The organism is Stappia sp. (assembly GCF_048261845.1).
GTDB lineage: Bacteria > Pseudomonadota > Alphaproteobacteria > Rhizobiales > Stappiaceae > Stappia.
In genome coordinates this window covers 50,111-72,357 of record NZ_JBLXFR010000002.1, presented here as the reverse complement: position 1 = coordinate 72,357, position 22,247 = coordinate 50,111, and the positions used below count along the sequence as shown (strand labels likewise).

Genomic DNA, 22,247 nt, shown 5'->3' with positions numbered 1-22,247 from the left:
GAACCCTAGCGTTTTCCGCGCGAGCTGGCGCGCGCCGGCCCCGGCAGGATCGGCGGTGGCGTGCCGCCCTTGCCGGTCTCGGCCGCCCCGCTCCGGGCAGCCTCTGTCGCGCCAGCGCCGACGCGGCCGCGCGCCGCGCGAATGCGGGCAGCCAGGGACTGGGTCACGGTGCCAGGCACGCCGGGCGTGTCCGTGCCCTCCTTCGCGGCAGCAACCGGCTCCAGGTCCTCCTCGGCCCCCAGCGAGGCAACAACCGCGGATGCAAGGTCCGCCAGTTCGGAGCGCAGCGCAAGAAAATCGGCATTGGCGCCAAGCTCAGCGCGCAACCGCTCGTTCTCCGCAGCGAGCCGCGCCGTCTCGGCCGCCGGAGCCTCGCCATCGGACCCGCCGCCCTCGGCAAGCACCGACAGTCGGGTGATTTCCGCGCGTGCGGCAATCAGCTTTGATTCCGCTTCGAAAAGCCTGTCGTCACGGGCGCGCAATTCCTGCCGCGTGAACTGTGACGCGGCGCGCTCCGGCTCAACCCCGCTGCTTTCTCCCGCATCGCCGCCGGCCGGGGCTGGTGTGCGCTCTTCCGCCCGCGCCAACCGCCGGCGCAGCATCGCGATCTCGGTCTCCAGCGCCGTCACGCGTGCCGCGTCGGATGCCTTGCCAGACACATCTTCGTCCGGCAGCGAAACGCCGTCCGCGACGGCATCCGTCGCAACCGCCGCCTCGCCAGGCGAGACGCCGCCGGTCGTGACCTCGGTTGTCTCGCCAGCCTGAGCGTTCATCAATCGCTTCAACAGACGTTCGAGATCGCGGATACGCGCTCCCGAGCGGGCGATTGTCTCCTGGTTTTCCTGAATTTCCCGGCGCAGGTCCGCCTCTCGGCTCATCGCGTCGGCCAGCGCCTGCTCGCGGGAGATGAACTCCTTGCGCAAATCCCCCGACAGCGCTTCCGCCCGATCCCGGGCGATGCGGTTCGCCGTCGCCTGCTGCTGCAGCCGCTCGAGCCCGGATTCCAGCCGCCGGTACTCGATCGCATGGCTGGCGCGCAAGGCCGCAATCTCGGCGCGCACATCGGCATGGGTCATCGGCGTGGTGGCTTCCACGGCCCGTCGTGTCAGCCGAACGGCACGCCGCCATATGGACGGCACCAGGGCCACCGCGAGAAGACCGGCGAGGCAAAAGCCAAGCGCCACATACATTGCCGATTCAATCAAGACCGCTCACCACCGTCTGGAACCCTGATCGCCTCGACCGTCCATGTCCTTGGCCGTACTGCCCGAACCTGCTTTCGCCGGACGGGCTTTCCCGTATGGTTTTCCGGACACGCGTCCGACAGCGCAGCGCTACCCCGGCGCTACGCTCCCTCCCTGATACAAGACGCAAGGTCCCGCGCCAAGCGCGACGGCATTGCCCTTGTCAAAAAGGATTCCATGTCGGCTGCTGCGTGAACTTCAGATAGCCGATATTGACGCCGAGCCGGGCACCGACGCCGGCCCGGACCGGCACGACATAGATGTCGTGGTTGGACAGCACCGTCATCCCGAAACCGCCAATCAGATAGGCCGAACCGTTGACACCCACATAACGCCGGTAGATCGCCGACGTGTCGGGCAGATTGTAGACGAGCATCATGACCCGGGCACCGTCGCCGCCAATATCCCAGCCGAACGAAGGACCCTGCCAGAACACCTTGTGCGTGCCGGCGTTGCGGGTGAAGAGCTGTCCCTCGCCATAGCGTGCACCGGCCAGCAGCGCGCCCGAGCCTTCCTCGCCAAGGATATAACCGTTCGGCTGGCCGTATTGCTGGACGGCGCGCTCGACCACTGAGGCAAGGCCACCCGACACCTGACCGAAAAAGCGGTGCCCCGCGCCGACCAGTTCGTCCTGGCTGTACTGTTCAGGTTGCTGCGCCACGGCCGGCGATCCGGCAAGCGCAAGGCCCAGCACCACCGCGGCGGGGACGAGCGCCCCACACGCACCCCTGCAAAAAACACCGGCAAAGGCATGGACAAGGCGGGCGGAAAGGGCTGCTATCATCTCGGTCTGGTCCTTCGCAGGTAGGTGGCCCCGATTGCGTTTCCCGGGCGCATGGTCATGACGCCTCCGCCAGCGGAGGCAGGATCTCCCGGTCCGCTCCGGGCGGTGGCGGCCGGCGCGTCCCGTCGGCCTTGCGGAAGATCTGCGGTTGCCCGCCGGCCCGGGATGCGGGCACAGTCACTAGCCTTTCGGGCGTCAGGACTGATTCGATGTCAGAGTGTAATCGAAATCGGAAGAGATTATGGTCGATCGCCTTGGCCTGGCTCGCGCTCGCATCTTTGCTTGTCCTTGCCGCTCCGCAACCGGCTGCGGCCCTCGATTTCGCCACCGATCCCGTCAGCGGCTATGCGCTGGGTGGCAATGATCCTGTCGCCTATTTCGTCGACAGGAAGCCCCGGCGCGGACAACAGGAACACGAACTGCGCTGGCGCGACACCATCTGGATGTTCGTCAATGAGGGCAATCGTGCGGCCTTCGAAAAGGCTCCACGGATCTACGCTCCGCATCTGAAGGGGTGCGATCCGACCGCACTTGCCGGCGGTTTCGTCACCATCGGAAATCCGTCGATCTTTGCGCTCCATGACGGCCGCCTGCTTTTGTTTCACTCCGAAATCAATCGCTTTCTCTTCCTCGCCGACCCGCAAACACTGCTGGAGGGCGCGCATGACAGCGCCGAGCGGCTGGGCTGCGCCCGGTGAACGGCGGCCCTCCGCGCCCCGCCGCCGCTTGGCAGTGCGGGAAGAGGAGTGTAACCCTTTCGCAAACTCGCGAATCGCGCAGGACTGCCATTTGGAACGAATGACGCCACGCCCCGCCTCAAGGACGACCGCATGACCGCCATCGACGATCTCAGCGCCCTGGACCTGGCCGCCCTCGTGGCGAGCCGCGTCTGCCACGACATCATCTCCCCCGTCGGCGCCATTACAAATGGTCTCGAGGTTCTCGACGAAGAGGACAACGAGGACATGAAGGACTTCGCCATGGACCTGATCCGCAAGAGCGCGCGGCAGGCCTCGGCCAAGCTCCAGTTCGCCCGCCTTGCCTTCGGTGCGGCCGGTTCCGCCGGCGCCGAGATCGACCTGGGCGATGCCCATTCGGTCGCCGCCGGGTTCCTTGCCAACGAAAAGGCCGACATCGACTGGCAGGTTCCGCGCCTGCTGATGGCGAAGAACAGGGTCAAGCTGTTGCTCAACCTTATTCTTCTTGCCAACCAGTGCGTTCCCCGCGGCGGACTGATTACGGTCAGCATGGATGGCGACGCGCAATCTCCCATCTTCCGGTTGAAAGTAACGGGATCAACAACCAAAGTCCCCGCCCTCGTTCTTGACCTGACATCCGGCAATGAACCCGAGAGAATCGACGCGCACACCGTTCAGCCGGTCTATACGGTCTTGCTGGCGCGGGAGTCCGGCATGAATTTAGAAGTCGTTAAGGAAGATGATGGGGTAAAAATTACTGCATCATCAGCAGGATAAACTGGCATCAAAGGCCATGGTTCCGTTTCAGTCTATCTTAACTGTTTAAGACGCATGCTCACTGGCAGGGATGGGTTGCCCGGACACAACGTCCGGGTCGTGTACCAGTAACCAGTCGGGTGAGTTTGGCCATGGACGACTTGCTTAGCGAGTTCCTCACAGAAACGAACGAGAGCCTGGACGTCGTCGACGTCGAGCTCGTCAAGTTCGAACAAGAACCGAATAACGCGAAGATTCTCGATAACGTCTTTCGTCTCGTCCATACGATCAAGGGCACCTGCGGCTTCCTTGGCCTGCCCCGTCTGGAGGCCCTCGCCCATGCCGGCGAGACCCTGATGGGCAAGTTCCGCGACGGAGCCAAGGTGACACCCGACGCGGTGTCTCTCATCCTGTCGTCGATTGACCGCATCAAGGAGATCCTCGCCGATCTCGAGGCGGCCGGCGGTGTGGAGCCCGAGGGCAGCGACGACGACCTGATTTCGGAACTCGAGCGCATGTCGCTCTCGGCCGACACCACCGGCGGCAAGGCCGCGGCACCGGCCGCCGAGGACGACGCCATGGCGCGCGGCGAGTTGGTCGAGCAGGTACTCGAACGCCCCTTGCGCCCCGGCGAAGTCTCGCTTGACGATCTCGAGCGCGCCTTCCGCGAAGCCGAGTGCGAGGTCGAGCTTCCCGTATCCGACCCGGTCTCGGATCTCGACGCGGCCGAGCTGGCCGCCGACGCGGAGCTTGAGGCCGAAACGGCCCCTGTCCCGGCTCTCGCGGTCAAGACGCGCGCTCGCGGTGACGAGACCGCTGCCCGCGAGCCCGCCGAGAAGGGCGAGAAGAAGGCATCCGTGTCGAGCCAGTCGATCCGCGTCGCGGTCGAGACGCTCGAGCACCTGATGACGATGGTCTCCGAGCTGGTCCTCACCCGAAACCAGCTGCTCGAGATTTCCCGTCGCCACGAGGATTCCGAGTTCAAGGTACCGTTGCAGCGCCTGTCCAACGTCACGGCCGAGCTGCAGGAAGGCGTCATGAAGACGCGCATGCAGCCGATCGGCAACGCCTGGCAGAAGCTGCCGCGGATCGTGCGCGACCTCAGCCAGGAGCTCGACAAGCCGATCGAGCTGGAGATGGTCGGCGCCGAGACCGAGCTCGACCGGCAGGTCCTGGAGCTGATCAAGGATCCGCTTACCCACATGATCCGCAACTCCGCCGACCACGGCCTGGAGATGCCGAGTGACCGCAAGGCGGCCGGCAAGTCGGAGAAGGGCACGATCACGCTGTCCGCCTATCATGAGGGCGGCCATATCATCATCGAGGTCAAGGACGACGGCCGCGGCATCGACGTCGACCGCGTCAGGGCCAAGGTGCTGGAGCGCGGGCTCGCCTCCGAGGCCGAACTCGACAAGATGACGGATCAGCAGATCCACAAATACATCTTCCACGCCGGCTTCTCGACCGCCCAGAACATCACCAGCGTTTCCGGCCGTGGTGTCGGCATGGACGTGGTGCGCAACAATGTCGAGCTGATCGGCGGGTCGATCGACCTGCGCTCAACCCCGGGTCGCGGTTCCAGCTTCATCATCAAGATCCCGCTTACGCTGGCCATCGTCTCGGCGCTGATCGTCGAGGCCGGCGGCGACCGTTTCGCGATCCCGCAGCTCTCGGTGGTCGAGCTGGTGCGCGTGCAGTCGAATTCCGAACATCGGATCGAGCGCATCAAGGACACGCCCGTCCTGCGCCTGCGCAACAAGCTGCTGCCGCTGGTCCACATGTCGCACCTGCTCGGCTTCGACGGCCCCGACGGCGAGACCGAAATCGAGTCCGACACCGGTTTCATCGTTGTCATGCAGGTTGGCAGCCAGACCTTCGGCGTTGTCGTCGACGGCGTCTTCCACACCGAGGAAATCGTCGTCAAGCCGATGTCGACGATGCTGCGCAACCTGACCATGTTCTCCGGCAACACCATTTTGGGTGACGGCGCGGTGATCATGATCATCGATCCGAACGGCGTCGCCTCGGCCATGGCGAGCCATGCTTCCAGCGTCGTCGCCGAGGGCGAGCGCAAGGAGGCCGAGGAGGCGATGGCCTCCGCCATGGACGGCCAGTCGAGCGTATCCATGCTGCTCTTCCGTGCCGGTTCGCCGGAGCCCAAGGCTGTGCCGCTGTCGCTGGTCACCCGCCTGGAGGAGTTCGAGGTCTCCAAGATCGAACGTTCCAACGGCCGCGACCTCGTGCAGTATCGCGGAGCGCTGATGCCGCTGGTCTATATCGACCCCACGCAGGCGCATCGCGGCGACGGTACCCAGCCCATGCTGGTCTTCTCCGACGCCGGGCGCTCGATGGGCCTCGTGGTCGACGAGATTGTCGACATCGTCGAGGACCGCATGAACATCGAGGTCGGGTCCGACCGTGCCGGCGTTCTCGGATCGGCCGTGATCAAGGACAAGGCAACCGAGATCATCGATCTCGGCTACTACCTGCCGCAGGCCTTCGAGGACTGGTTCATGCGCAAGGAGATGGACATCGCCGCGCTGACCAAGAAAGTCCTGCTCGTCGACGACAGCGCATTCTTCCGCAACATGCTGACGCCGGTTCTCAAGGCGGCCGGCTACGACGTGACCGCCTGTTCCGGCGCCAACCAGGCATTCGAGCTGCTGGAAAACGGCGACCACTTCCAGGCCATCGTCAGCGATATCGAGATGCCGGAGATCAACGGCTTCGAGTTCTGCGAGGCGCTCCGCCGTGACCCGCGCTTCCGCAAGATGCCGATCCTGGCCCTGTCGGCGGTCGTCTCGCCGGCCTCGATCGAGCGCGGACGTCAGGCAGGCTTCGACGATTATGTGGCGAAATTCGACCGTCCGGGGCTGATCGCTTCGCTCAAGGACCTCTTCGCCGGTGAAATGGGAATTGCGGCATGAAGCACAATGACAACCTCGCGGCCGGTATCGACGATACCATCCAGTATGTGACGGTCATCATCGGTGGCCAGCTTTTCGGCCTTCCGATCAGCCAGGTGCACGACGTCTTCGTTCCCGAAAGCGTCACCCGCGTGCCGCTCGCGGCGCCGGAAGTCGCCGGCGTGCTCAATCTGCGCGGCCGCATCGTCACCGCCATCGACATGCGAAAACGCCTGCACCTGCCCAACCGGGACGAAAACACCCAGGTCATGGCGGTCGGGATCGAGCACAAGGGTGAAAGCTACGGTCTTGTCATCGACCAGGTGGGCGAAGTGCTTCGCCTGTCGGGCGACTCGATGGAGGCCAATCCGTCCAACCTCGACAAACGCTGGGCCGAGATTTCCGGTGGTGTCCACCGCCTCGATGGCAAGCTGATGATCGTCCTCGACGTCGCCCGCCTGTTCGGCGCGATGGTCTCCGAGCCGCTGGCTGCCGCCTGAGGCAAGTGTTGGAACGAAATGCCGATCTACGGCACTCGGGAGCAAATGAAATGAAGCACTGTCTCGTCGTCGACGATTCCAGCGTGATCCGCAAGGTGGCCCGACGCATTCTGGAAGATCTCTCCTTCGAGATCTCCGAGGCGGAAGACGGTCTGAAGGCCCTCACCGCCTGCCGGGAGCGGATGCCCGACGCGATCCTTCTCGACTGGAACATGCCGGAAATGGACGGCCTGGAGTTCCTGCTGTCGCTGCGCAAGGAAGAGGGCGGCAACAAGCCGGTCGTCGTCTTCTGCACGACCGAGAACGATGTGGCGCACATCACCCGCGCGATGCGGGCCGGCGCCAACGAATACATCATGAAGCCGTTTGACAAGGACATCGTGGAAGCGAAGTTCCAGGAAGCCGGGCTGCTGTAAACCCTTACGGGACATGTCAAGATGATCGCCAGTTCTACAGCGCCGCCCCCCCGGGACGGTGCACGGGCAGACTGTGTCCGCGTCATGGTGGTGGACGATTCCGTCGTCATTCGCGGACTTCTGAGCCGCTGGGTCGAAGCGGACCCGGCGCTCCAGCTGGTCGCGTCCCACCGGAACGGCCGGCTTGCCGTCGAGGACATCGAGCGCAGCAACCCTGACGTCGTGGTGCTCGACATCGAGATGCCGGAGATGGACGGGCTCACCGCTCTTCCCCTGATGCTCAGGAAGAAGCGCGACCTGATCGTCGTGATGGCTTCCACGCTGACGAGGCGAAATGCCGAGGTCAGCCTGCGGGCGCTATCTCTGGGCGCGCAGGACTATGTGCCCAAGCCGGAATCCTCGAGCGAGGTCACCACCTCCGTCGACTTCCGCCGCGAGCTGATAGAGAAAATCAAGGCCCTCGGCCAGCGCCGGCGCGGCGGTGCCGGTTATGGCGGACGCCAGATGCGCGCCCAGACCGCCGCAGGGCAGACCCTGTCGCAGGGGCCCGTGTCCCGGGCCGCAGCCGCCTCGGCCGGCTACAGCCGCCTTGCCGCGGCCCCCGCAAAGGCCGCCGCACCGGCTCTGAAGACGCGCCCATATTCCAGCATTCGCCCGCGCATTGTCGCCATCGGCTCCTCGACCGGCGGACCGCAGGCACTGCAGCAGGTCTTTACCGACATCGGCACGGCCATCCGCGAGGTGCCGGTTGTCGTCACCCAGCACATGCCGCCGACCTTCACCGCAATTCTGGCCGAGCACGTCGCCAAGGCCGCGCTCAGGCCCGCCAAGGAAGCCGCTGACGGCGAGGTGCTGAAGCCCGGACACATCTATGTGGCGCCGGGCGGGTTGCACATGACCATCGTCAAGGATGGCGGCCAGCCTGTCGCCCGCCTGACGGACGGACCGCCGGTGAATTTCTGCAAGCCCGCCGTCGACCCCCTGTTCGACAGCGTTGCCAAGGTTTACGGCTCGGCCGCCCTGGCGGTGGTGCTGACCGGCATGGGCCATGACGGGGCGGCCGGTATTCGCACCATCTCGGCCGGAGGCGGCAGCGTCATCGCCCAGGACGAGGCGACCAGCGTTGTGTGGGGGATGCCGGGTGCAGCTGCCCAGACCGGATTGTGTTGCGATATTCTGCCGATCACCCGGATTGGTCCGAAAATCGCCGGATTGTTGAGTGGAGGCCTCAGGTGATTGCGTCGCAGTTCGAGTATCTCAAGCAGTACCTGAAGGCGAAGTCCGGACTGGTGCTCACCAACGAGAAGCAGTACCTGGTGGAAAGCCGGCTGCTACCGGTTGCTCGCCGGCACGGCCACGCCGGGCTTTCCGAGCTCGTCCAGGCGATGCAGAAGCCGGGCTCCGCCCAGGTCTGCTCCGATGTGGTCGAGGCGATGACCACCAACGAGAGTTTCTTCTTTCGTGACGGAACACCGTTTCAGAATTTCAAGGAAGTGATGCTTCCCGCGATGATGAAAGCGCGTGCCGACCGCCGCACGATCCGCATCTGGTGCGCCGCCGCCTCCACCGGTCAGGAGCCCTATTCGCTGGCCATCTGCCTGAAGGAAGCAGCCGCCAAGCTTGCCGGCTTCCGTGTCGAGATCATCGGCACGGACCTCTCCAACGAGGTTCTGGAGAAGGCGAAGAACGGCATCTACAGCCAGTTCGAGGTCCAGCGTGGCCTGCCGATCCAGATGCTGCTCAAGTATTTCACCCAGAAAGGCGACCTCTGGCAGATCAACCCCGAGCTGCGCTCGATGGTGCAGTGGCGCAAGTTGAACCTTCTGGAGAATTTCTCTTCGCTCGGCTCCTTCGACATCGTCTACTGCCGCAACGTGCTGATCTATTTCGACCAGCCGACCAAGGTCGACGTGCTGCAGCGGATGGCAAAGCAACTGCCCTCCGACGGGTATCTGGTGCTCGGCGCGGCGGAGACCGTCGTCGGTCTCACGGATGCTTTCCGGCCGGTACAGGACCTGCGCGGCCTGTACCAGACATCTGCCGCCGGCGCCCAGGGCGTCGTCCGCCCCCGCCTTCAGGTCGCCGGCTGAGGCCGGCCGCGCCACCTGCCGAAACGAACCGGCCCTGCTCGCATGACATGACGCGGACGGGGTCGGGGTCGGGCAACCTGCGTTTTCCGACCCGGAAGGCGACCAGGATCGCTCGCCCCGGAGGGCGACAAGAACCCGGTGACGCCGGACCGCGCCAAACGCCGGAGCATGCGCGAGCATCAGGCACCGCATCACTTGAAACGAAAGAGTTGGGAGAGGCAGTCGCGGAACCGCGCCAGTCAGGCGGGTCGTCTTGCGTCGTGCCGGCCATCTTGTCTTCCGCTCGCTGCGGGAAGGAATGGCACCCCCAAGGGGACTCGAACCCCTGTTTCCGCCGTGAGAGGGCGGCGTCCTAGACCGCTAGACGATGGGGGCATCGGCTGGTCTTCGACGAAGAGCCGCGTAAATAGAACGCCCGAACGGGGAATGCAAGCCCCATTTCTGCCCTGCCTGTGGAGATTTTCCACGCCCGGCCTCGTCGCTCTCCGCGCACCGCGGAAAACCGCCATGCGCTACTGTGCGACGAAGGCCGTTTCTCCAAGCACCCGGCCGGTCGCAGCATCCAGATACAGCAGCTTGCTCTGCGCGCCCGAGCGCACCAGCAGGATCAGGCGGTCGTCCGCATGCGCCATGCCTTCGACCCGGCCGTCCTTGCCGATCGCGACGGTAGCGGCTATATCGCTGCCATCCGGACGCGTGCCGCCTTCGGACAGCTTGTAGACGATCGCCGCCAGCACTGCCAGGAACCCGAGCACCATCACGAGGCTCGAAACCGCCAGCAGCCGCTTGAGCTTGACCTGGACCCGCTCCATCGCGGGGTCGAGCGGAGCTTCCTGATCGCGTTCGTCGTCCATAGCCGGATGTGTCATGTCAATGTCCAATGAAGATGCGAGCGACGCGGATGCCGTCGCAATGAAGACCGTTGTCGTTGCGGAGGAAGATGCAGGCATCAGGCTCGATGCCTGCCTTGCCCGCCATCTGGCCGAGCTCAGCCGGAACCGCCTCCAGGCACTGATCCGCCAGGGCCGGGTCCAGGTCGACGGGCGGACCATAGTCGAGCCGAAATACCGGGTCAATTCGGGCGAGGTCCTGACGCTCGACATGCCCGAGCCGGACGTGGCCGAGCCCGAACCCGAGGCGATCCCTCTTGCCGTCGTCTTCGAGGATGACGAGTTGATCGTCATCGACAAGCCGGCGGGCCTCGTCGTCCATCCCGGTCCAGGCAACTGGAGCGGCACGATGGTCAACGCGCTGCTTCACCATTGCGGCGACAGCCTTTCGGGCGTCGGCGGGGTCAAGCGGCCGGGCATCGTCCACCGACTCGACAAGGACACCAGCGGCCTGCTCGTCGTCGCCAAGACCGACCGCGCCCACCAGGGCCTTGCCGCGCAATTCGCCGACCATGGCCGCACCGGCCCGCTGGAGCGGGAATACACCGCCCTTGTCTGGGGCGCCCCGATGCAACTGCGCGGCACGGTCGACGCCGATCTCGCCCGCTCCGCCGCCAACCGCCAGAAGATCGCGGTGACCAAATCGGGCGGCCGCAACGCCATCACCCACTGGCAGGTACGCGAGCGCTTCGGCCCGATGGGCGCCGCTCCCCTCGCGGCGCTGATGACCTGTCGCCTGGAGACCGGGCGCACTCACCAGATCCGCGTTCACATGTCCCATATCGGACACCCGCTCATCGGCGATGCCGACTACGGCGCCCACTTCAGGACCAAGTCGGCGCGCCTGCCGGAAGATATCCGCGCCGTTGTCGACGCCTTTCCCCGCCAGGCTCTGCATGCCGGCCTGCTTGCCTTCGCCCATCCGGCGACAGGCGAGACGCTGCGCTTCGAAAGTCCGCTCCCCGACGATTTGGCGGACCTGATCCGTGCAATTCGGACAATCCCCGCGACATGATTTCGAAAATCAGGCCCTGATATTGTCGAAATGACACCTATATTGGGAATTCGGCGCGCCGTCAGGGCGCCGGAAAGTGGATGCCCGGTGAAGGTCCGGGGCGGCGACGGCCGCGTCGGTCCGGAGGGATCGTAGGGAGAAGGGGTGCTTCATGGCCCAGAACATACCGATGCTCAGTTCCGGAGAAGGCGGCCTCAGCCGCTACCTGGACGAAATCCGGCGGTTTCCGATGCTGGAGCCGCAGGAAGAATACATGCTCGCCAAGCGCTACAAGGAGCATGACGACCCGCGCGCGGCCGAGCGGCTCGTGACCTCGCATCTGCGCCTCGTCGCAAAGATCGCCATGGGATATCGCGGCTACGGCCTGCCGATTGCCGAGGTCGTCTCCGAGGGCAATGTCGGCCTCATGCAGGCCGTCAAGCGTTTCGAGCCGGACAAGGGCTTCCGCCTCGCCACCTATGCCATGTGGTGGATCAAGGCCGCGATCCAGGAATACATCCTGCGCTCCTGGTCGCTGGTGAAGATGGGCACGACCGCCAACCAGAAGCGGTTGTTCTTCAATCTCCGCCGTCTCAAGGGCAAGATCCAGGCGCTCGACGAGGGCGACCTGCGGCCCGAGCACGTCACCCAGATCGCCACCAAGCTCGGCGTCTCCGAGGAAGAGGTCGTGTCGATGAACCGGCGTCTTGCCGGCGATGCCTCGCTCAACGCGCCGATCCGCGCGGAAGCCGACAGCGGCGGCGAGTGGCAGGACTGGCTCGTCGACGAGAGCGACAGCCAGGAAGCCGTCTTCGCCCGCCAGGAAGAGCTCGACCAGCGGCGCAAGCTTCTGGGTGATGCCATGGACGTGCTCAACGAGCGCGAGCGGCGGATTTTCGAGGCCCGGCGCCTGTCGGAAGACCCGATCACGCTGGAAGACCTGTCGAGCGAGTTCGGCGTCAGCCGGGAACGCGTCCGCCAGATCGAGGTGCGCGCCTTCGAGAAGGTGCAGAAGGCGGTGAAACGCGGCGCCCGCGAACTGGAGCAGCCGGCGGCACAGCTCGCCGACCAGCGCTGAGGCAAGCGACGACCGGGCGCTGCCGGCCGGACCTTCGCGGTCCGGCTTCGGCGGGCCGCCCGTGAGCCGTTCACCGGATCGCGGCGACCGGACGGTTTTCCCTTTTTCCGACCCGTGCTCTAACCTGCCGGGGCCGATGGCGCGACAAGGCGCCGGCCGCCGATCGGTTGCGAACGGAAAACAGGGGACGGGGACACCATGCGCATCACCCGACGCAAGCATCTCTTGGTGGCAAGTGTCGCGTGCTTCTTCCTCTTCGTGGTAACGGCGCTGCGCGCCGTCGACCCCGCCTTCGTCTCCTCCATCCGCCTCCTCGGTTTCGACAGCTACCAGCGCTTCTGGCCGCGCGCGCACGGTGAGTTCCCGGTCCGCATCGTCGACATCGACGAGCGTTCGCTCGCCGTGCACGGCCAGTGGCCCTGGCGGCGCGACACGCTTGCCGAACTCCCCCGGGCTCTTGCCGAAATGGGTGCGGCCGCCATCGCCTATGACGTGATCTTCGCCGAGCCCGACCGCCTGTCGCCGCATCGCTACGTGCCCGACCTCAAGCTCGGCGGCGACATCGCCGCCGGCCTCGCCGGCAAGCTTCCGGACACGGACGAGGTCTTCGCGGCTGCAATCGCCGAAGCGCCCGTGGTGCTTGGCTACGCCGTCCTTCCCGACGCCAGCGGCGGAAAGCCGCCGGTGAAAGCCGGCGTCTCCTATGCCGGAAGCGATCCGGCCGCCAGCGTGCCGGCCTTCGCCTCGACGCTGAACAGCCTCGCTGTCCTGGAACCGCCCGCCGCCGGCTCGGGCGGCGTCAGCCTGTCGAGCCGCGACACGGCCGGCATCGTGCGCCGCATCCCGATGGTGTTCACCGACGGCAAGACGCTTTTTCCCAGCCTTGTGATGGAGGCCCTGCGCGTTGCGCAAGGGGCCAGCGGCTTCATTGTACGGTCGTCGGATGCCAGCGGCGAGATCGATGTCGGCGCAGCGCGAGTGACCGACATCAAGGTCGGCGCCATCCCCTTCCCCACGACCGCGCAAGGGGAATTCTGGGTCTATTTCAACGAGGACCGGGCGGACCGCTACATTTCCGCCGCGGACATCCTCGACCCCGCCAGGCGGTTGGAGGCCCTGGCGCGGATCGAAGGGCATGTCGTGTTCGTCGGAACGTCCTCGGTGGGTCTTTATGACATCCGGGCAACCCCCCTCGGCGAGCTCGTGCCGGGCGTTTCCGTCCATGCGCAGGCGGCGGAACAGATCCTCGCCGGCACTTTCCTCAGCCGGCCGGACTGGGCCGACGGCACCGAGGTCATCGTCACCTTCGTGCTCGGCCTGATCGTCATTGCCCTTGTTCTCGCCCTCGGCTCCATATGGGCGGCGGCCATCGGCGGTGTCGTCGCCTTCGGTCTTTATGCCGGCGCCATCCATCTCTTCCGCGCGCAGGGCCTGCTCCTCGACCCCGTCTACCCGACAGCGGTCAATCTCTTCGTCGTCTACGCGGCGGCGACCGCCTTGCTCTATTTCCTGACCGAGCGCGAGAAACGTTTCGTGCGCGCCGCCTTCGGCCAGTATCTGGCGCCCGAGATGGTCAAGCGGCTGGAAACCGCCCCGGACTCGCTCAGGCTCGGCGGCGAGATGCGCGACATGACCATCCTGTTCATGGATGTTCGCGGTTTCACGCCGATCTCCGAGCAACTCACCCCGACCGACCTCGTCGCCTTCCTCAACGCCTTGCTCTCACCGCTTTCCGACGAGATCCAGAACCGCGACGGCACCATCGACAAGTATATCGGCGACAGCATCATGGCCTTCTGGAACGCGCCCATGACTGTCGAGGCCCATGCCGCGCAGGCCTGCCGGGCGGCGCTCCGGATGGTTCGCATCACCGATGAGTTGAATGCGCAGGATGCCTTCGGCTTTCGCGCCCGCAACCTGCCGATCCAGTCGGTGCGCATCGGCGTCGGCCTCAACACCGGCGAGGCCTGTGTCGGCAACATGGGGTCGAACCGCCGCTTCAACTATTCGGTGATCGGGGATGCCGTGAATGTCGCCGCCCGGATCGAGTCCAGCTGCAAGGCGGTCGGTGCCGACTGCGTCGTCTCCGAAGACACGACACGCGCGGCGCCCGATTTTGCCTTCCTCGAGGCCGGCGCGATCCCGCTGAAGGGCAAGAGCGTGCCGATCAAGCTCTTCGCGCTGGTCGGCGAGCCGGATTATGCGGCCGGCGCCGACTTCCGGACGCTTGCCCGGGCGCATGCGCAAATGGTTTCGGCCATCGACGATGGAAACCGGGCCGGCGCCCTTGCCGGCCTCAAGGACTGCCGCGCCAAGGCGCCGGACCGTCTTGCCGACTTCTACGACCGCTTCCAGGAGCGCATCGAGGCCCTGCCGGCAACGGCCCCTGCCTGAGCGGGCAGCCTCGTCAACGCCCGGTCAGGACGCGCGCACGGCTCGCAGAAGACGCCCCGGCAGGGCGAGAATGCGCCCGTCCAGCACGGCCAGCCCCATAAGCAGCAGCGCCATGCCGCCCAGTTGCGGCAACGTCAGCACCTCGTCCAGGAAGAGCGCGGCGATCAGGCTCGCACTGAGCGGAATGAGCAGGGTGACCAGGGATGCATTGGTCGCGCCGGCCTCGCTCAGCAGGCGGAAATAGATGAGATAGGCAAAGGCCGTGCAGACCGTGCCGAGCGCTGCCACAGAGATCCATGCGGCCGGGCCCGTCGCCACCGGCGACCAGCCTTCTCCCTGCCACGCGAAGGCCTGCCAGATCGCCAGCGGCAACAGCAGCAGGCTCGACCCCGTAAGCTGGCCGGCTGCCGCGACCATGACCGGCACGCCCTTGAAGACGCGCGCGAAGGCGGCGGCGAAGGCATAGGAAAGAGCCGCGCCGAGGCACAGCGCCTGCGCCCAGAGTGGTGCGCCGGAGAGCGCGGCAAGCGGCCCGAAATCCAGTGCCGGCGCCATCAGCAGCGCAACGCCGGCGAAGCCGATGACAATCCCGGCGATCCGGTGGGCCCTCAACACCTCCTGGGCAAAAACGAGCGAAGCCACGAGCACCGTGAAGATCGGGGTCGTCGCATTGAGGATCGAGGCAAGGCTTGCCGGGATCGCGGTCTGCCCCCAGAAGATCAGCGAAAACGGAATGGCATTGTTGAGAAGCCCCATCAGCAGGAACGCACCGAGCATCCGCCGCGACAGCGGAAACCCCTGCCCCGTCATCCGCAACACGGCATGAAGCACGCCGGCGGCGATCGCCACCCGCAGGAACGCCAGCGTCATCGGCGGCACTTCCGCCACCGCGACCTTGGCGAAGGGAAAGGTTGCACCCCAGATCAGCGACAGGAGGGCAAGCAAAAGCCAGTTCTTCCAGGTCATTCGGGTCTTCCCCGCCATTCAGGCAAGTCAGGTTGTGCGCGCCCCGCCGCGCAGCAGACCGCGGGTGACGGCGACACGAAACGCGGCGAACCCTCGTTAGCACCAGTTCTTCAGGGTCACCACCCGTTTCCCGACAGCCTTCCCCGCGCGCAAGTCCCGGTTCTGTTGGCGAGGGGAAAACAAGGCTTGTGAGCGCCCCCGCGAACGGTCAGGATCAGGCTCCTGCCGCACGTTTTCCGCCCCCTGGTCCAGATGCCCGACAATCCCGCCCCCCTGACCTCCCGGCCGCTGCTTTTCCGGCTCGTGCCCCTGCTTGTCGCCGCGGCGCTCCTGCTTGGCGCCAACGGCCTGGCGATGACGGTGATTGCGGTGCGCGGTCGTCTCGCCGGCCTCTCCGACACGATGATCGGCGTCTTCGGCTCCGCCTATTATGCGGGCTTCATCCTCGGTGTGCTGCTGACACCCCTGCTGATCCGCAGGGTCGGGCATATCCGCGTCTTCTCGGCCCTCGCTGCCCTGAGCGCGATCGCCGTTCTCGGCCTCTTCCTCACCCAGCCGGGCCTTGGCTGGGCGGCGCTGCGCTTCACAAGCGGCATCGCGTTCTGCGGCACGGCGATGGTTCTCGAAAGCTGGCTCAATGCGCTCGCCTCCAATGCCGAGCGCGGCCGCATCCTCAGCGTCTACCGGATCGTCGACCTCGGCGCCGTGACCGGCGGACAGTTCCTGCTGCCCGCCTTCGGTGCCGGCGGAGCGGCAATCCTCGTCGTCATCGGCATCGTTTTCTGCGCCGCCCTCATCCCCGTCTCGCTTGCCCGGGAAGGCAACCCGCCCGTTTCCGATGCCAGGGGCGTCAACTATCTGGCGATCTGGGCAATCTCCCCGGTCGCCGCCGTCGGCTGCCTGACCATCGGCCTGACCAACGGTGCCTTCCGGACGGTCGGGCCGGTCTATGCGGAAGGCGTCGGCCTCGATGCCGACGGCCTGGCGCTCCTCATCAGCCTGTGGGTTATCGCCGGCGCGGTCTTCCAGTACCCGCTCGGCTGGGCCTCGGATCGCACCGACCGGCGCTACGTGCTCATCCTGGCCACCGCCGGCGCCGGTCTCTCCTGCCTGTTTCTGTCAGGTGTAAGCCTCCAGGCCGCGATCTTCCTCGGCGCCTTCCTGTTCGGCGGTTTCGCGCTGCCGCTCTACTCTCTCTCCGCCGCCCATGCCAACGACCATGCGGGCCCCGGCCAGCATGTCGAGCTTGCCGCCGGCCTGACCATGTTCTTCGCGATCGGCGCCGTCATCGGGCCGCTGCTGGCTTCCGCCGTCATGGACATGTTCGGCCCCTCGGCCTTTTTCCTCTATACCGGGGGTCTGCATCTCTCCTTCGTTGCCTTTGTCGGCGCGCGACTCCTGACCCGCGACGCCGTTCCGGCCGAGCATCGCAAGCGCTTCGTCTGGCTGTTGCGCAACTCGCCGGCGATCTACCGCATGGCTGGCGGGCAGAAGACCGCCCGGCCGAACCACGACAAGCCTGAGGCGGACTGAGCGACGAAAGTGCCTGATTGACGGGCGCCGCGTTCCAGGTGCTCGTGGAAAGACCGGCTGAGGGCTCGTCAATCCCGCTTCGGATCGTTATAGTCCGTTCGCTTTGCCCCGGTTAGAGAGACCGGGGTTTTTCGTGTGCGCGGCGCAAGGCCGGCACTGGGTTTTGCCGGCAGCGCCGGATGCAAGGGAACTTACAGGCATGGCCAATGTCGTCGTCGTCGGATCGCAGTGGGGTGACGAGGGAAAAGGCAAGATCGTCGACTGGCTGTCGGAGCAGGCAGACGTCGTCGTGCGCTTCCAGGGCGGGCACAACGCCGGCCACACGCTGGTGATCGACGGTGTCAGCTACAAGCTGTCACTGCTTCCTTCGGGCGTGGTCCGTGGCAAGCTCTCGGTGATCGGCAACGGTGTGGTCATCGACCCGCATGCGCTGGTCGCGGAGATCGCCCGGCTTGCCGAACAGGGCGTGACCGTCTCGCCGGAGACGCTTGCCATTGCCGGAAACGCGACGCTGATCCTTTCGCTGCATCGCGAGCTCGACGCGCTGCGCGAGACGGCGGCTGCCGCCGGCACCAAGATCGGCACCACCAAGCGCGGCATCGGCCCCGCCTATGAGGACAAGGTCGGCAGGCGCGCGATCCGCGTGATGGATCTTGCCAACCTCAAGACCCTGCCGGCGAAGATCGAACGGCTGCTGACCCATCACAACGCCCTGCGCCGGGGCCTCGGCGAACCGGAAATCGAGGCGGCCACGATCTTTTCCGAACTGGAAAGCGTCGCCGGCCAGGTGCTGCCCTACATGCAGACGGTCTGGTCGTTGCTCGACACATGCCGGCGCGAAGGCAAGCGCATCCTGTTCGAGGGCGCCCAGGGCACCCTGCTCGACATCGATCATGGCACCTATCCTTTCGTCACCTCGTCCAACACCGTCTCCGGCCAGGCTGCTGCCGGCAGCGGCCTCGGCCCCGGCTCCATCGGCTATGTGCTCGGCATCACCAAGGCTTACACGACCCGGGTCGGCGAAGGCCCCTTTCCGACCGAGCAGGACAACGAGGTCGGCAATTTCCTGGGCACACGCGGCCGCGAGTTCGGCACGGTGACGGGGCGCAAGCGCCGTTGCGGCTGGTTCGACGCGGTGCTCGTACGCCAGTCCTGTTGCATCAACGGCATCCACGGCATCGCGCTGACGAAGCTGGATGTGCTCGACGGCCTGGACGAGATCAAGATCTGCGTGGCCTATGAGCTGGACGGCGAGCGGATCGATCACCTTCCCGCCTCGCAAGGCGCGCAGGCACGGGTCAAGCCGATCTATGAAACGCTTCCCGGCTGGAAGGAATCGACGGAAGGTGCGAGAACATGGGCCGACCTTCCCGCGCAGGCAGTGAAATATGTCCGTCATGTCGAGGAGTTGATCGGAGCGCCGGTCACGCTGCTCTCGACCTCTCCGGAGCGGGATGACACAATCCTTGTCCAGAATCCTTTTCAGGATTAAGCGTTAAGATGGGGTTCGCGTCCATGCGCAACCCTGTGTGCGGCGATCATGAGTTGGTGACATGGCAGATTACTACCCGGTTTTGAAGAAAACCGTTGCTGCGCTCCCGGAAAACACGGGAGCCGCGCGGCGCGAAATATACCAGCGCGCCCGCAAAGCCATTGTCGCGCAGTTGAAAGCCTATGATCCGCCGCTTTCGCCGTCGGAAATCACCAGCGAACAGCTTCGCCTCGAGGAGTCCATCCGCAAGGTCGAGGCCGAGGCCGCGCGTGAGACGCTCGGCTTCTCCAGCAGCCAGCAACCGGTCACCCCTCCCCGTCCCCAGACGCGGCCGGCCGAGACCGGTGAGCGCAAGACCGCGCCGGCCACCGCCGCAGAGCCGAAGGCCGAGCCAAAGCCCGCGGCCCCGGCAGCACCTGTCTCCACCCCGCCCGCATCCAGGGCCGCTCCGCCCCCCGAGACCAGGCAGACCGCTCCGACACCGGAAAACCGCGACCTTCTGAAGACCGCCATCGACGATGCCCGCAAGCTCGGCGAGGCGGCCGACCAGGCAACGCGCAGTGCCAGGGGCGCGCTCGACGGCGAGAGCTCCGGCCAGCCCCAGAAGCGCGAGCCGACGCTCGGCCGGGACGAGCGGTCCGACGAGACACTGACCGCGCATGGCGGCCGCGATCACGGCCGGCCTTTGCCCCCGATCAACGGATCGATGCGGACCTCCCGCCTGCCGGCAATCCTTGGCGGCGTTGCGCTCCTGATGCTGATCATCGGCGTCGGTGCCGTGGGCTACTCCCAGCGCGACACCCTGATGGGCCTCTTCGAAGGCAGCGAGGAACCGCAGGTGGCAAGGCCCGCGGCACCGGCAAGCACGCCGACGCAGGAAGACACCTCGATGTCGCGCAAGAACAGCGCCCGGCTGCTCGACGGTGGCGAAACCGGCGTCGCCCCGGACGCGCGCAGCGTCACCACAACCCGAATCACACCGGCCGAACCGCAGACGGACACCACGACGCCGAGTGCGCCGGCGGGAACGCCGCCCCCCGTGCGCAGCGTCGAACCAGAGCCGTCCGCGCCCGCCACTCCGCCGGCCGGCGAGGCGGAGGGAACGGAAGAGCCCGAGGAAACGCCGGCCGATACTGCCACGGACGAGACGCCGGCCGATCCCGAGCCCGGCCAGCAGGACCAGATCGCCTCGGCAACTCCGCCGGCCGGAACGTCCGGTGCGGACAGCGCCGGGGCGTCTGACGCACCCGTCGCACAGCGCGCCATACTCTATGAAGAGGGCGCACAGGCGGGCAGCGCCGGACAGGCGTCCACCGGCCGTGCCGTGTGGAGCGTCTCGCAGGAAACCATCGACGGGCGCGCCGAGACGGTGCTCAAGATGCGCATAGAGGTTCCCGACCGCAACATCGGCGCCAATCTCACGCTGAGGCCCAACCGGGACGACACCCTGCCGGCCAGCCACCTGCTCGAGGTGCAGTTCGACCTGCCGCCGAATTTCAGCGGCAGCAGCGTCGCGGAAGTTCCCGGCTTGGTGATGAAGACCACGGAGGAGGCCCGCGGCGATGCGCTGATCGGCGCTTCGGTCAAGGTTGCCGACGGTTATTTCTGGGTGGCGCTGTCCAACATCCCGGACGAACAGGAGCGCAACCTGACCCTGTTGCGCGACCGCGGCTGGATCGACATTCCGATGCTCTACGAGAACGGCAAGCGCGCCATCCTGACACTGGAAAAGGGCACACCCGGCGCCCGCGCGGTCGAACAGGCGACAACCGCATGGCGGGCCGGCTGAGCCCGGCAGGCAGGCCACTCGCGGCTGCGCATCGCATTCCCTCGCTCCTCAAGGGCGCGAACGAAAAAGGGCCGAAGCGGCAACGCTCCGGCCCTTTTCTCTGTGCAGCGGTTGGATAACCGCGTGTCAGAAGCGCAGCGGTTTCGCCTGCTTGACATGCGGCAGGCTGGTGATGCGCTCGAGCACAGCCGGCGGCACTTCCCCATCGACCTCGACGAGACAGATCGCATCCTCGCCAGGTGCCGTGCGACCGAGGTTGAAAGTTGCGATATTGACCCCCGCCTCGCCGAGCACCGTGCCCAGATGGCCGATGAAACCGGGCTTGTCCTCATTGGTGACATAGAGCATGTGGGCGCCGAGTTCGGCTTCCATGTTGATGCCCTTCACCTGGATGACGCGCGGCTTGCCGTCGGCAAAGACCGTGCCGGCGACGGAACGCTCCTGACGCTCGGTCTTCACCGTCAGGCGGATGTAGCTCTCATAAGCGCCCGCCTGGGCACGGCGCACCTCTTCCACCGGAATGCCGCGCTCGCGCGCCATGATCGGCGCGGAGACCATGTTCACGGTCTGCAGCAGAGGCTGGAGAACCCCGGTGAGCGCCGCCGCCGTCAGCGCCTTGACGTTCATCTCCGCGACCTCGCCCTCATATTCCAGGCGGATGCCGGACAGGCCCGTTTCCGTCAGCTGGCCGGCGAAGGAGCCGAGCAGCTCGGCAAGCTTGACGAACGGCGTCAGGCGCGGGGCTTCCTCGGCCGTGATCGAGGGCATGTTGAGTGCATTCGAGACCGCGCCCTTGACCAGATAATCCGACATCTGCTCGGCAACCTGCAGGGCGACGTTCTCCTGCGCCTCACTCGTCGAGGCACCCAGATGCGGCGTGCACACCAGGTTCGGCGCGCCGAAGAGAACGTTTTCGCTTGCCGGCTCGTCAACGAAGACATCGACGCCGGCCCCGCCGACCTTGCCGCTGTCGAGAGCCGCGCGCAGGGCGTGTTCGTCGACCAGCCCGCCACGCGCGCAATTGATCAGGATGACCCCGTCCCGCATCTTCGCGATCGCCGCTGCGTCGACGATATTGCGCGTCTTGTCGGTCAAAGGCGTATGCAGCGAGATGACCTCGGCGCGCGCGAACAGCGTGTCGAGATCGACCTTCTCGACCCCAAGGTCGATGGCCCGCTCGTCGGACAGGAACGGATCATAGGCGATGACGCGCATCTTCAGTCCGATCGCGCGATCGGCGACGATCGAACCGATATTGCCGCAGCCGATCAGGCCGAGCGTCTTGGACGTGATCTCCGCGCCCATGAATTTCGATTTTTCCCACTTGCCGGCCTGGGTCGAGGCATCGGCACGCGGCACCTGCCGGGCGACCGCGAACATCATCGCGATGGCATGCTCGGCCGTGGTGATCGAGTTGCCGAAAGGCGTGTTCATGACGATCACGCCCTTGGCCGAAGCCGCCGCGATGTCGACATTGTCGACGCCGATACCGGCCCGGCCCACCACCTTCAGGCGGCCGGCGGCGGCGAGCAGCTTGTCGGTGACCTTGGTCGCAGAGCGAATCGCCAGCCCGTCATACTCGCCGATGACGGCGAGGAGCTTGTCCTTGTCCTTGCCCAGGTCTGGCAGGTAGTCGACCTCGACGCCGCGCGATTTGAAAATCTCGACGGCCGCGGCCGAAAGCTTGTCGGAAATCAGGACCTTCGGGGCCATTGAC

General features: G+C 66.0%; 18 protein-coding genes and 1 tRNA gene. 13 read left to right on the top strand and 6 right to left on the bottom strand.

The features are described from left to right. Positions 1-5 precede the first annotated feature (5 nt). Complete coding sequence (locus ACN0T5_RS01685) at positions 6-1,205, bottom strand: hypothetical protein (RefSeq protein WP_417766882.1); 1,200 nt, start codon at positions 1,203-1,205, stop codon at positions 6-8. A 202-nt stretch (positions 1,206-1,407) separates the two neighbouring features. Then, positions 1,408-2,028 carry a DUF1134 domain-containing protein gene (locus ACN0T5_RS01680; protein ID WP_417766881.1) on the bottom strand — a complete coding sequence of 207 codons (621 nt, stop codon included), beginning with the start codon at positions 2,026-2,028 and terminating at the stop codon, positions 1,408-1,410. Positions 2,029-2,282: 254 nt separating this feature from the next. Here ACN0T5_RS01680 and ACN0T5_RS01675 point away from each other — a divergent pair, with 254 nt between their 5' ends. The 7 genes from ACN0T5_RS01675 (at position 2,283) to ACN0T5_RS01645 (ending at position 9,394) form a co-directional block, all read left to right on the top strand. Next, positions 2,283-2,726 (top strand): YHS domain-containing (seleno)protein, encoded by a 444-nt coding sequence (locus ACN0T5_RS01675; RefSeq protein ID WP_417766880.1) that lies wholly within the window; start codon positions 2,283-2,285, stop codon positions 2,724-2,726. A 132-nt stretch (positions 2,727-2,858) separates the two neighbouring features. Further along, positions 2,859-3,503, top strand: a complete 645-nt coding sequence (gene chpT, locus ACN0T5_RS01670) for a histidine phosphotransferase ChpT (protein ID WP_417766879.1) — start codon at positions 2,859-2,861, stop codon at positions 3,501-3,503. A gap of 131 nt (positions 3,504-3,634) precedes the next feature. Further along, the gene (locus tag ACN0T5_RS01665; RefSeq protein WP_417766878.1) at positions 3,635-6,409 is read left to right on the top strand and encodes a hybrid sensor histidine kinase/response regulator; all 2,775 of its coding nucleotides are present in this window, start codon (positions 3,635-3,637) and stop codon (positions 6,407-6,409) included. Then, positions 6,406-6,888, top strand: a complete 483-nt coding sequence (locus ACN0T5_RS01660; RefSeq protein ID WP_417766877.1) for a chemotaxis protein CheW — start codon at positions 6,406-6,408, stop codon at positions 6,886-6,888. Before ACN0T5_RS01665 ends, ACN0T5_RS01660 begins: the two co-directional genes overlap by 4 nt. A 50-nt stretch (positions 6,889-6,938) precedes the next feature. Next, entirely contained in the window at positions 6,939-7,304 is a 366-nt protein-coding gene (locus tag ACN0T5_RS01655) for a response regulator (RefSeq protein ID WP_417766876.1), read from the top strand. 21 nt (positions 7,305-7,325) lie between these two features. Further along, positions 7,326-8,540 carry a protein-glutamate methylesterase/protein-glutamine glutaminase gene (locus tag ACN0T5_RS01650; protein WP_417766875.1) on the top strand — a complete coding sequence of 405 codons (1,215 nt, stop codon included), beginning with the start codon at positions 7,326-7,328 and terminating at the stop codon, positions 8,538-8,540. Next, complete coding sequence (locus tag ACN0T5_RS01645; protein ID WP_417766874.1) at positions 8,537-9,394, top strand: CheR family methyltransferase; 858 nt, start codon at positions 8,537-8,539, stop codon at positions 9,392-9,394. The genes ACN0T5_RS01650 and ACN0T5_RS01645 overlap by 4 nt, the downstream gene beginning before the upstream one ends. A 299-nt stretch (positions 9,395-9,693) precedes the next feature. Here ACN0T5_RS01645 and ACN0T5_RS01640 read toward each other — a convergent pair. Together ACN0T5_RS01640 and ACN0T5_RS01635 are read right to left on the bottom strand one after the other, a co-directional pair. Continuing rightward, positions 9,694-9,769: transfer RNA gene (locus ACN0T5_RS01640), tRNA-Glu, on the bottom strand. A gap of 137 nt (positions 9,770-9,906) precedes the next feature. Then, positions 9,907-10,263 (bottom strand): hypothetical protein, encoded by a 357-nt coding sequence (locus tag ACN0T5_RS01635; RefSeq protein ID WP_417766873.1) that lies wholly within the window; start codon positions 10,261-10,263, stop codon positions 9,907-9,909. Between ACN0T5_RS01635 and ACN0T5_RS01630 the strand changes: the two genes are divergently transcribed. The 3 genes from ACN0T5_RS01630 (at position 10,262) to ACN0T5_RS01620 (ending at position 14,750) form a co-directional block, all read left to right on the top strand. Beyond that, positions 10,262-11,299 carry an RluA family pseudouridine synthase gene (locus tag ACN0T5_RS01630; RefSeq protein ID WP_417766872.1) on the top strand — a complete coding sequence of 346 codons (1,038 nt, stop codon included), beginning with the start codon at positions 10,262-10,264 and terminating at the stop codon, positions 11,297-11,299. The two genes, ACN0T5_RS01635 and ACN0T5_RS01630, sit on opposite strands and share 2 nt — an antisense overlap. 151 nt (positions 11,300-11,450) lie before the next feature. Beyond that, positions 11,451-12,356, top strand: coding sequence for an RNA polymerase sigma factor RpoH (gene rpoH / locus ACN0T5_RS01625; RefSeq protein WP_417766871.1), 906 nt, complete (start codon positions 11,451-11,453; stop codon positions 12,354-12,356). Positions 12,357-12,554: 198 nt separating this feature from the next. Beyond that, on the top strand, positions 12,555-14,750 hold the full coding sequence (locus tag ACN0T5_RS01620) for a CHASE2 domain-containing protein (RefSeq protein ID WP_417766870.1): 2,196 nt from the start codon (positions 12,555-12,557) through the stop codon (positions 14,748-14,750). Positions 14,751-14,774: 24 nt separating this feature from the next. Here ACN0T5_RS01620 and ACN0T5_RS01615 read toward each other — a convergent pair whose 3' ends face one another. Then, positions 14,775-15,716: a DMT family transporter gene (locus ACN0T5_RS01615; RefSeq protein ID WP_417766869.1), complete on the bottom strand. Its 942-nt coding sequence runs from the start codon at positions 15,714-15,716 to the stop codon at positions 14,775-14,777. A 252-nt stretch (positions 15,717-15,968) separates the two neighbouring features. On the opposite strand from ACN0T5_RS01615, the gene ACN0T5_RS01610 reads away from it, so the two are divergent. From ACN0T5_RS01610 to ACN0T5_RS01600, 3 genes are all read left to right on the top strand, one after another. Then, positions 15,969-17,249, top strand: a complete 1,281-nt coding sequence (locus ACN0T5_RS01610) for an MFS transporter (RefSeq protein WP_417766868.1) — start codon at positions 15,969-15,971, stop codon at positions 17,247-17,249. A 199-nt stretch (positions 17,250-17,448) separates the two neighbouring features. Then, entirely contained in the window at positions 17,449-18,741 is a 1,293-nt protein-coding gene (locus ACN0T5_RS01605) for an adenylosuccinate synthase (protein ID WP_417766867.1), read from the top strand. A gap of 61 nt (positions 18,742-18,802) precedes the next feature. After that, entirely contained in the window at positions 18,803-20,530 is a 1,728-nt protein-coding gene (locus tag ACN0T5_RS01600) for a hypothetical protein (RefSeq protein ID WP_417766866.1), read from the top strand. Between the two features lie 126 nt (positions 20,531-20,656). Here ACN0T5_RS01600 and serA read toward each other — a convergent pair whose 3' ends face one another. Further along, positions 20,657-22,243: a phosphoglycerate dehydrogenase gene (serA, locus tag ACN0T5_RS01595; RefSeq protein WP_417766865.1), complete on the bottom strand. Its 1,587-nt coding sequence runs from the start codon at positions 22,241-22,243 to the stop codon at positions 20,657-20,659. Positions 22,244-22,247 lie beyond the last annotated feature (4 nt).

Bases quoted from the DNA above. Each gene is read 5' to 3' on its own strand.
- ACN0T5_RS01630 (WP_417766872.1), top strand. From the start codon at position 10,262: ATGTCAATGTCCAATGAAGATGCGAGCGACGCGGATGCCGTCGCAATG.
- ACN0T5_RS01655 (WP_417766876.1), top strand. From the start codon at position 6,939: ATGAAGCACTGTCTCGTCGTCGACGATTCCAGCGTGATCCGCAAGGTG.
- ACN0T5_RS01680 (WP_417766881.1), bottom strand. From the start codon at position 2,028: ATGATAGCAGCCCTTTCCGCCCGCCTTGTCCATGCCTTTGCCGGTGTT.
- ACN0T5_RS01650 (WP_417766875.1), top strand. From the start codon at position 7,326: ATGATCGCCAGTTCTACAGCGCCGCCCCCCCGGGACGGTGCACGGGCA.
- ACN0T5_RS01600 (WP_417766866.1), top strand. From the start codon at position 18,803: ATGGCAGATTACTACCCGGTTTTGAAGAAAACCGTTGCTGCGCTCCCG.
- chpT (WP_417766879.1), top strand. From the start codon at position 2,859: ATGACCGCCATCGACGATCTCAGCGCCCTGGACCTGGCCGCCCTCGTG.
- ACN0T5_RS01615 (WP_417766869.1), bottom strand. From the start codon at position 15,716: ATGACCTGGAAGAACTGGCTTTTGCTTGCCCTCCTGTCGCTGATCTGG.
- ACN0T5_RS01620 (WP_417766870.1), top strand. From the start codon at position 12,555: ATGCGCATCACCCGACGCAAGCATCTCTTGGTGGCAAGTGTCGCGTGC.
- ACN0T5_RS01635 (WP_417766873.1), bottom strand. From the start codon at position 10,263: ATGACACATCCGGCTATGGACGACGAACGCGATCAGGAAGCTCCGCTC.
- serA (WP_417766865.1), bottom strand. From the start codon at position 22,243: ATGGCCCCGAAGGTCCTGATTTCCGACAAGCTTTCGGCCGCGGCCGTC.
- ACN0T5_RS01665 (WP_417766878.1), top strand. From the start codon at position 3,635: ATGGACGACTTGCTTAGCGAGTTCCTCACAGAAACGAACGAGAGCCTG.
- rpoH (WP_417766871.1), top strand. From the start codon at position 11,451: ATGGCCCAGAACATACCGATGCTCAGTTCCGGAGAAGGCGGCCTCAGC.
- ACN0T5_RS01605 (WP_417766867.1), top strand. From the start codon at position 17,449: ATGGCCAATGTCGTCGTCGTCGGATCGCAGTGGGGTGACGAGGGAAAA.
- ACN0T5_RS01660 (WP_417766877.1), top strand. From the start codon at position 6,406: ATGAAGCACAATGACAACCTCGCGGCCGGTATCGACGATACCATCCAG.
- ACN0T5_RS01610 (WP_417766868.1), top strand. From the start codon at position 15,969: ATGCCCGACAATCCCGCCCCCCTGACCTCCCGGCCGCTGCTTTTCCGG.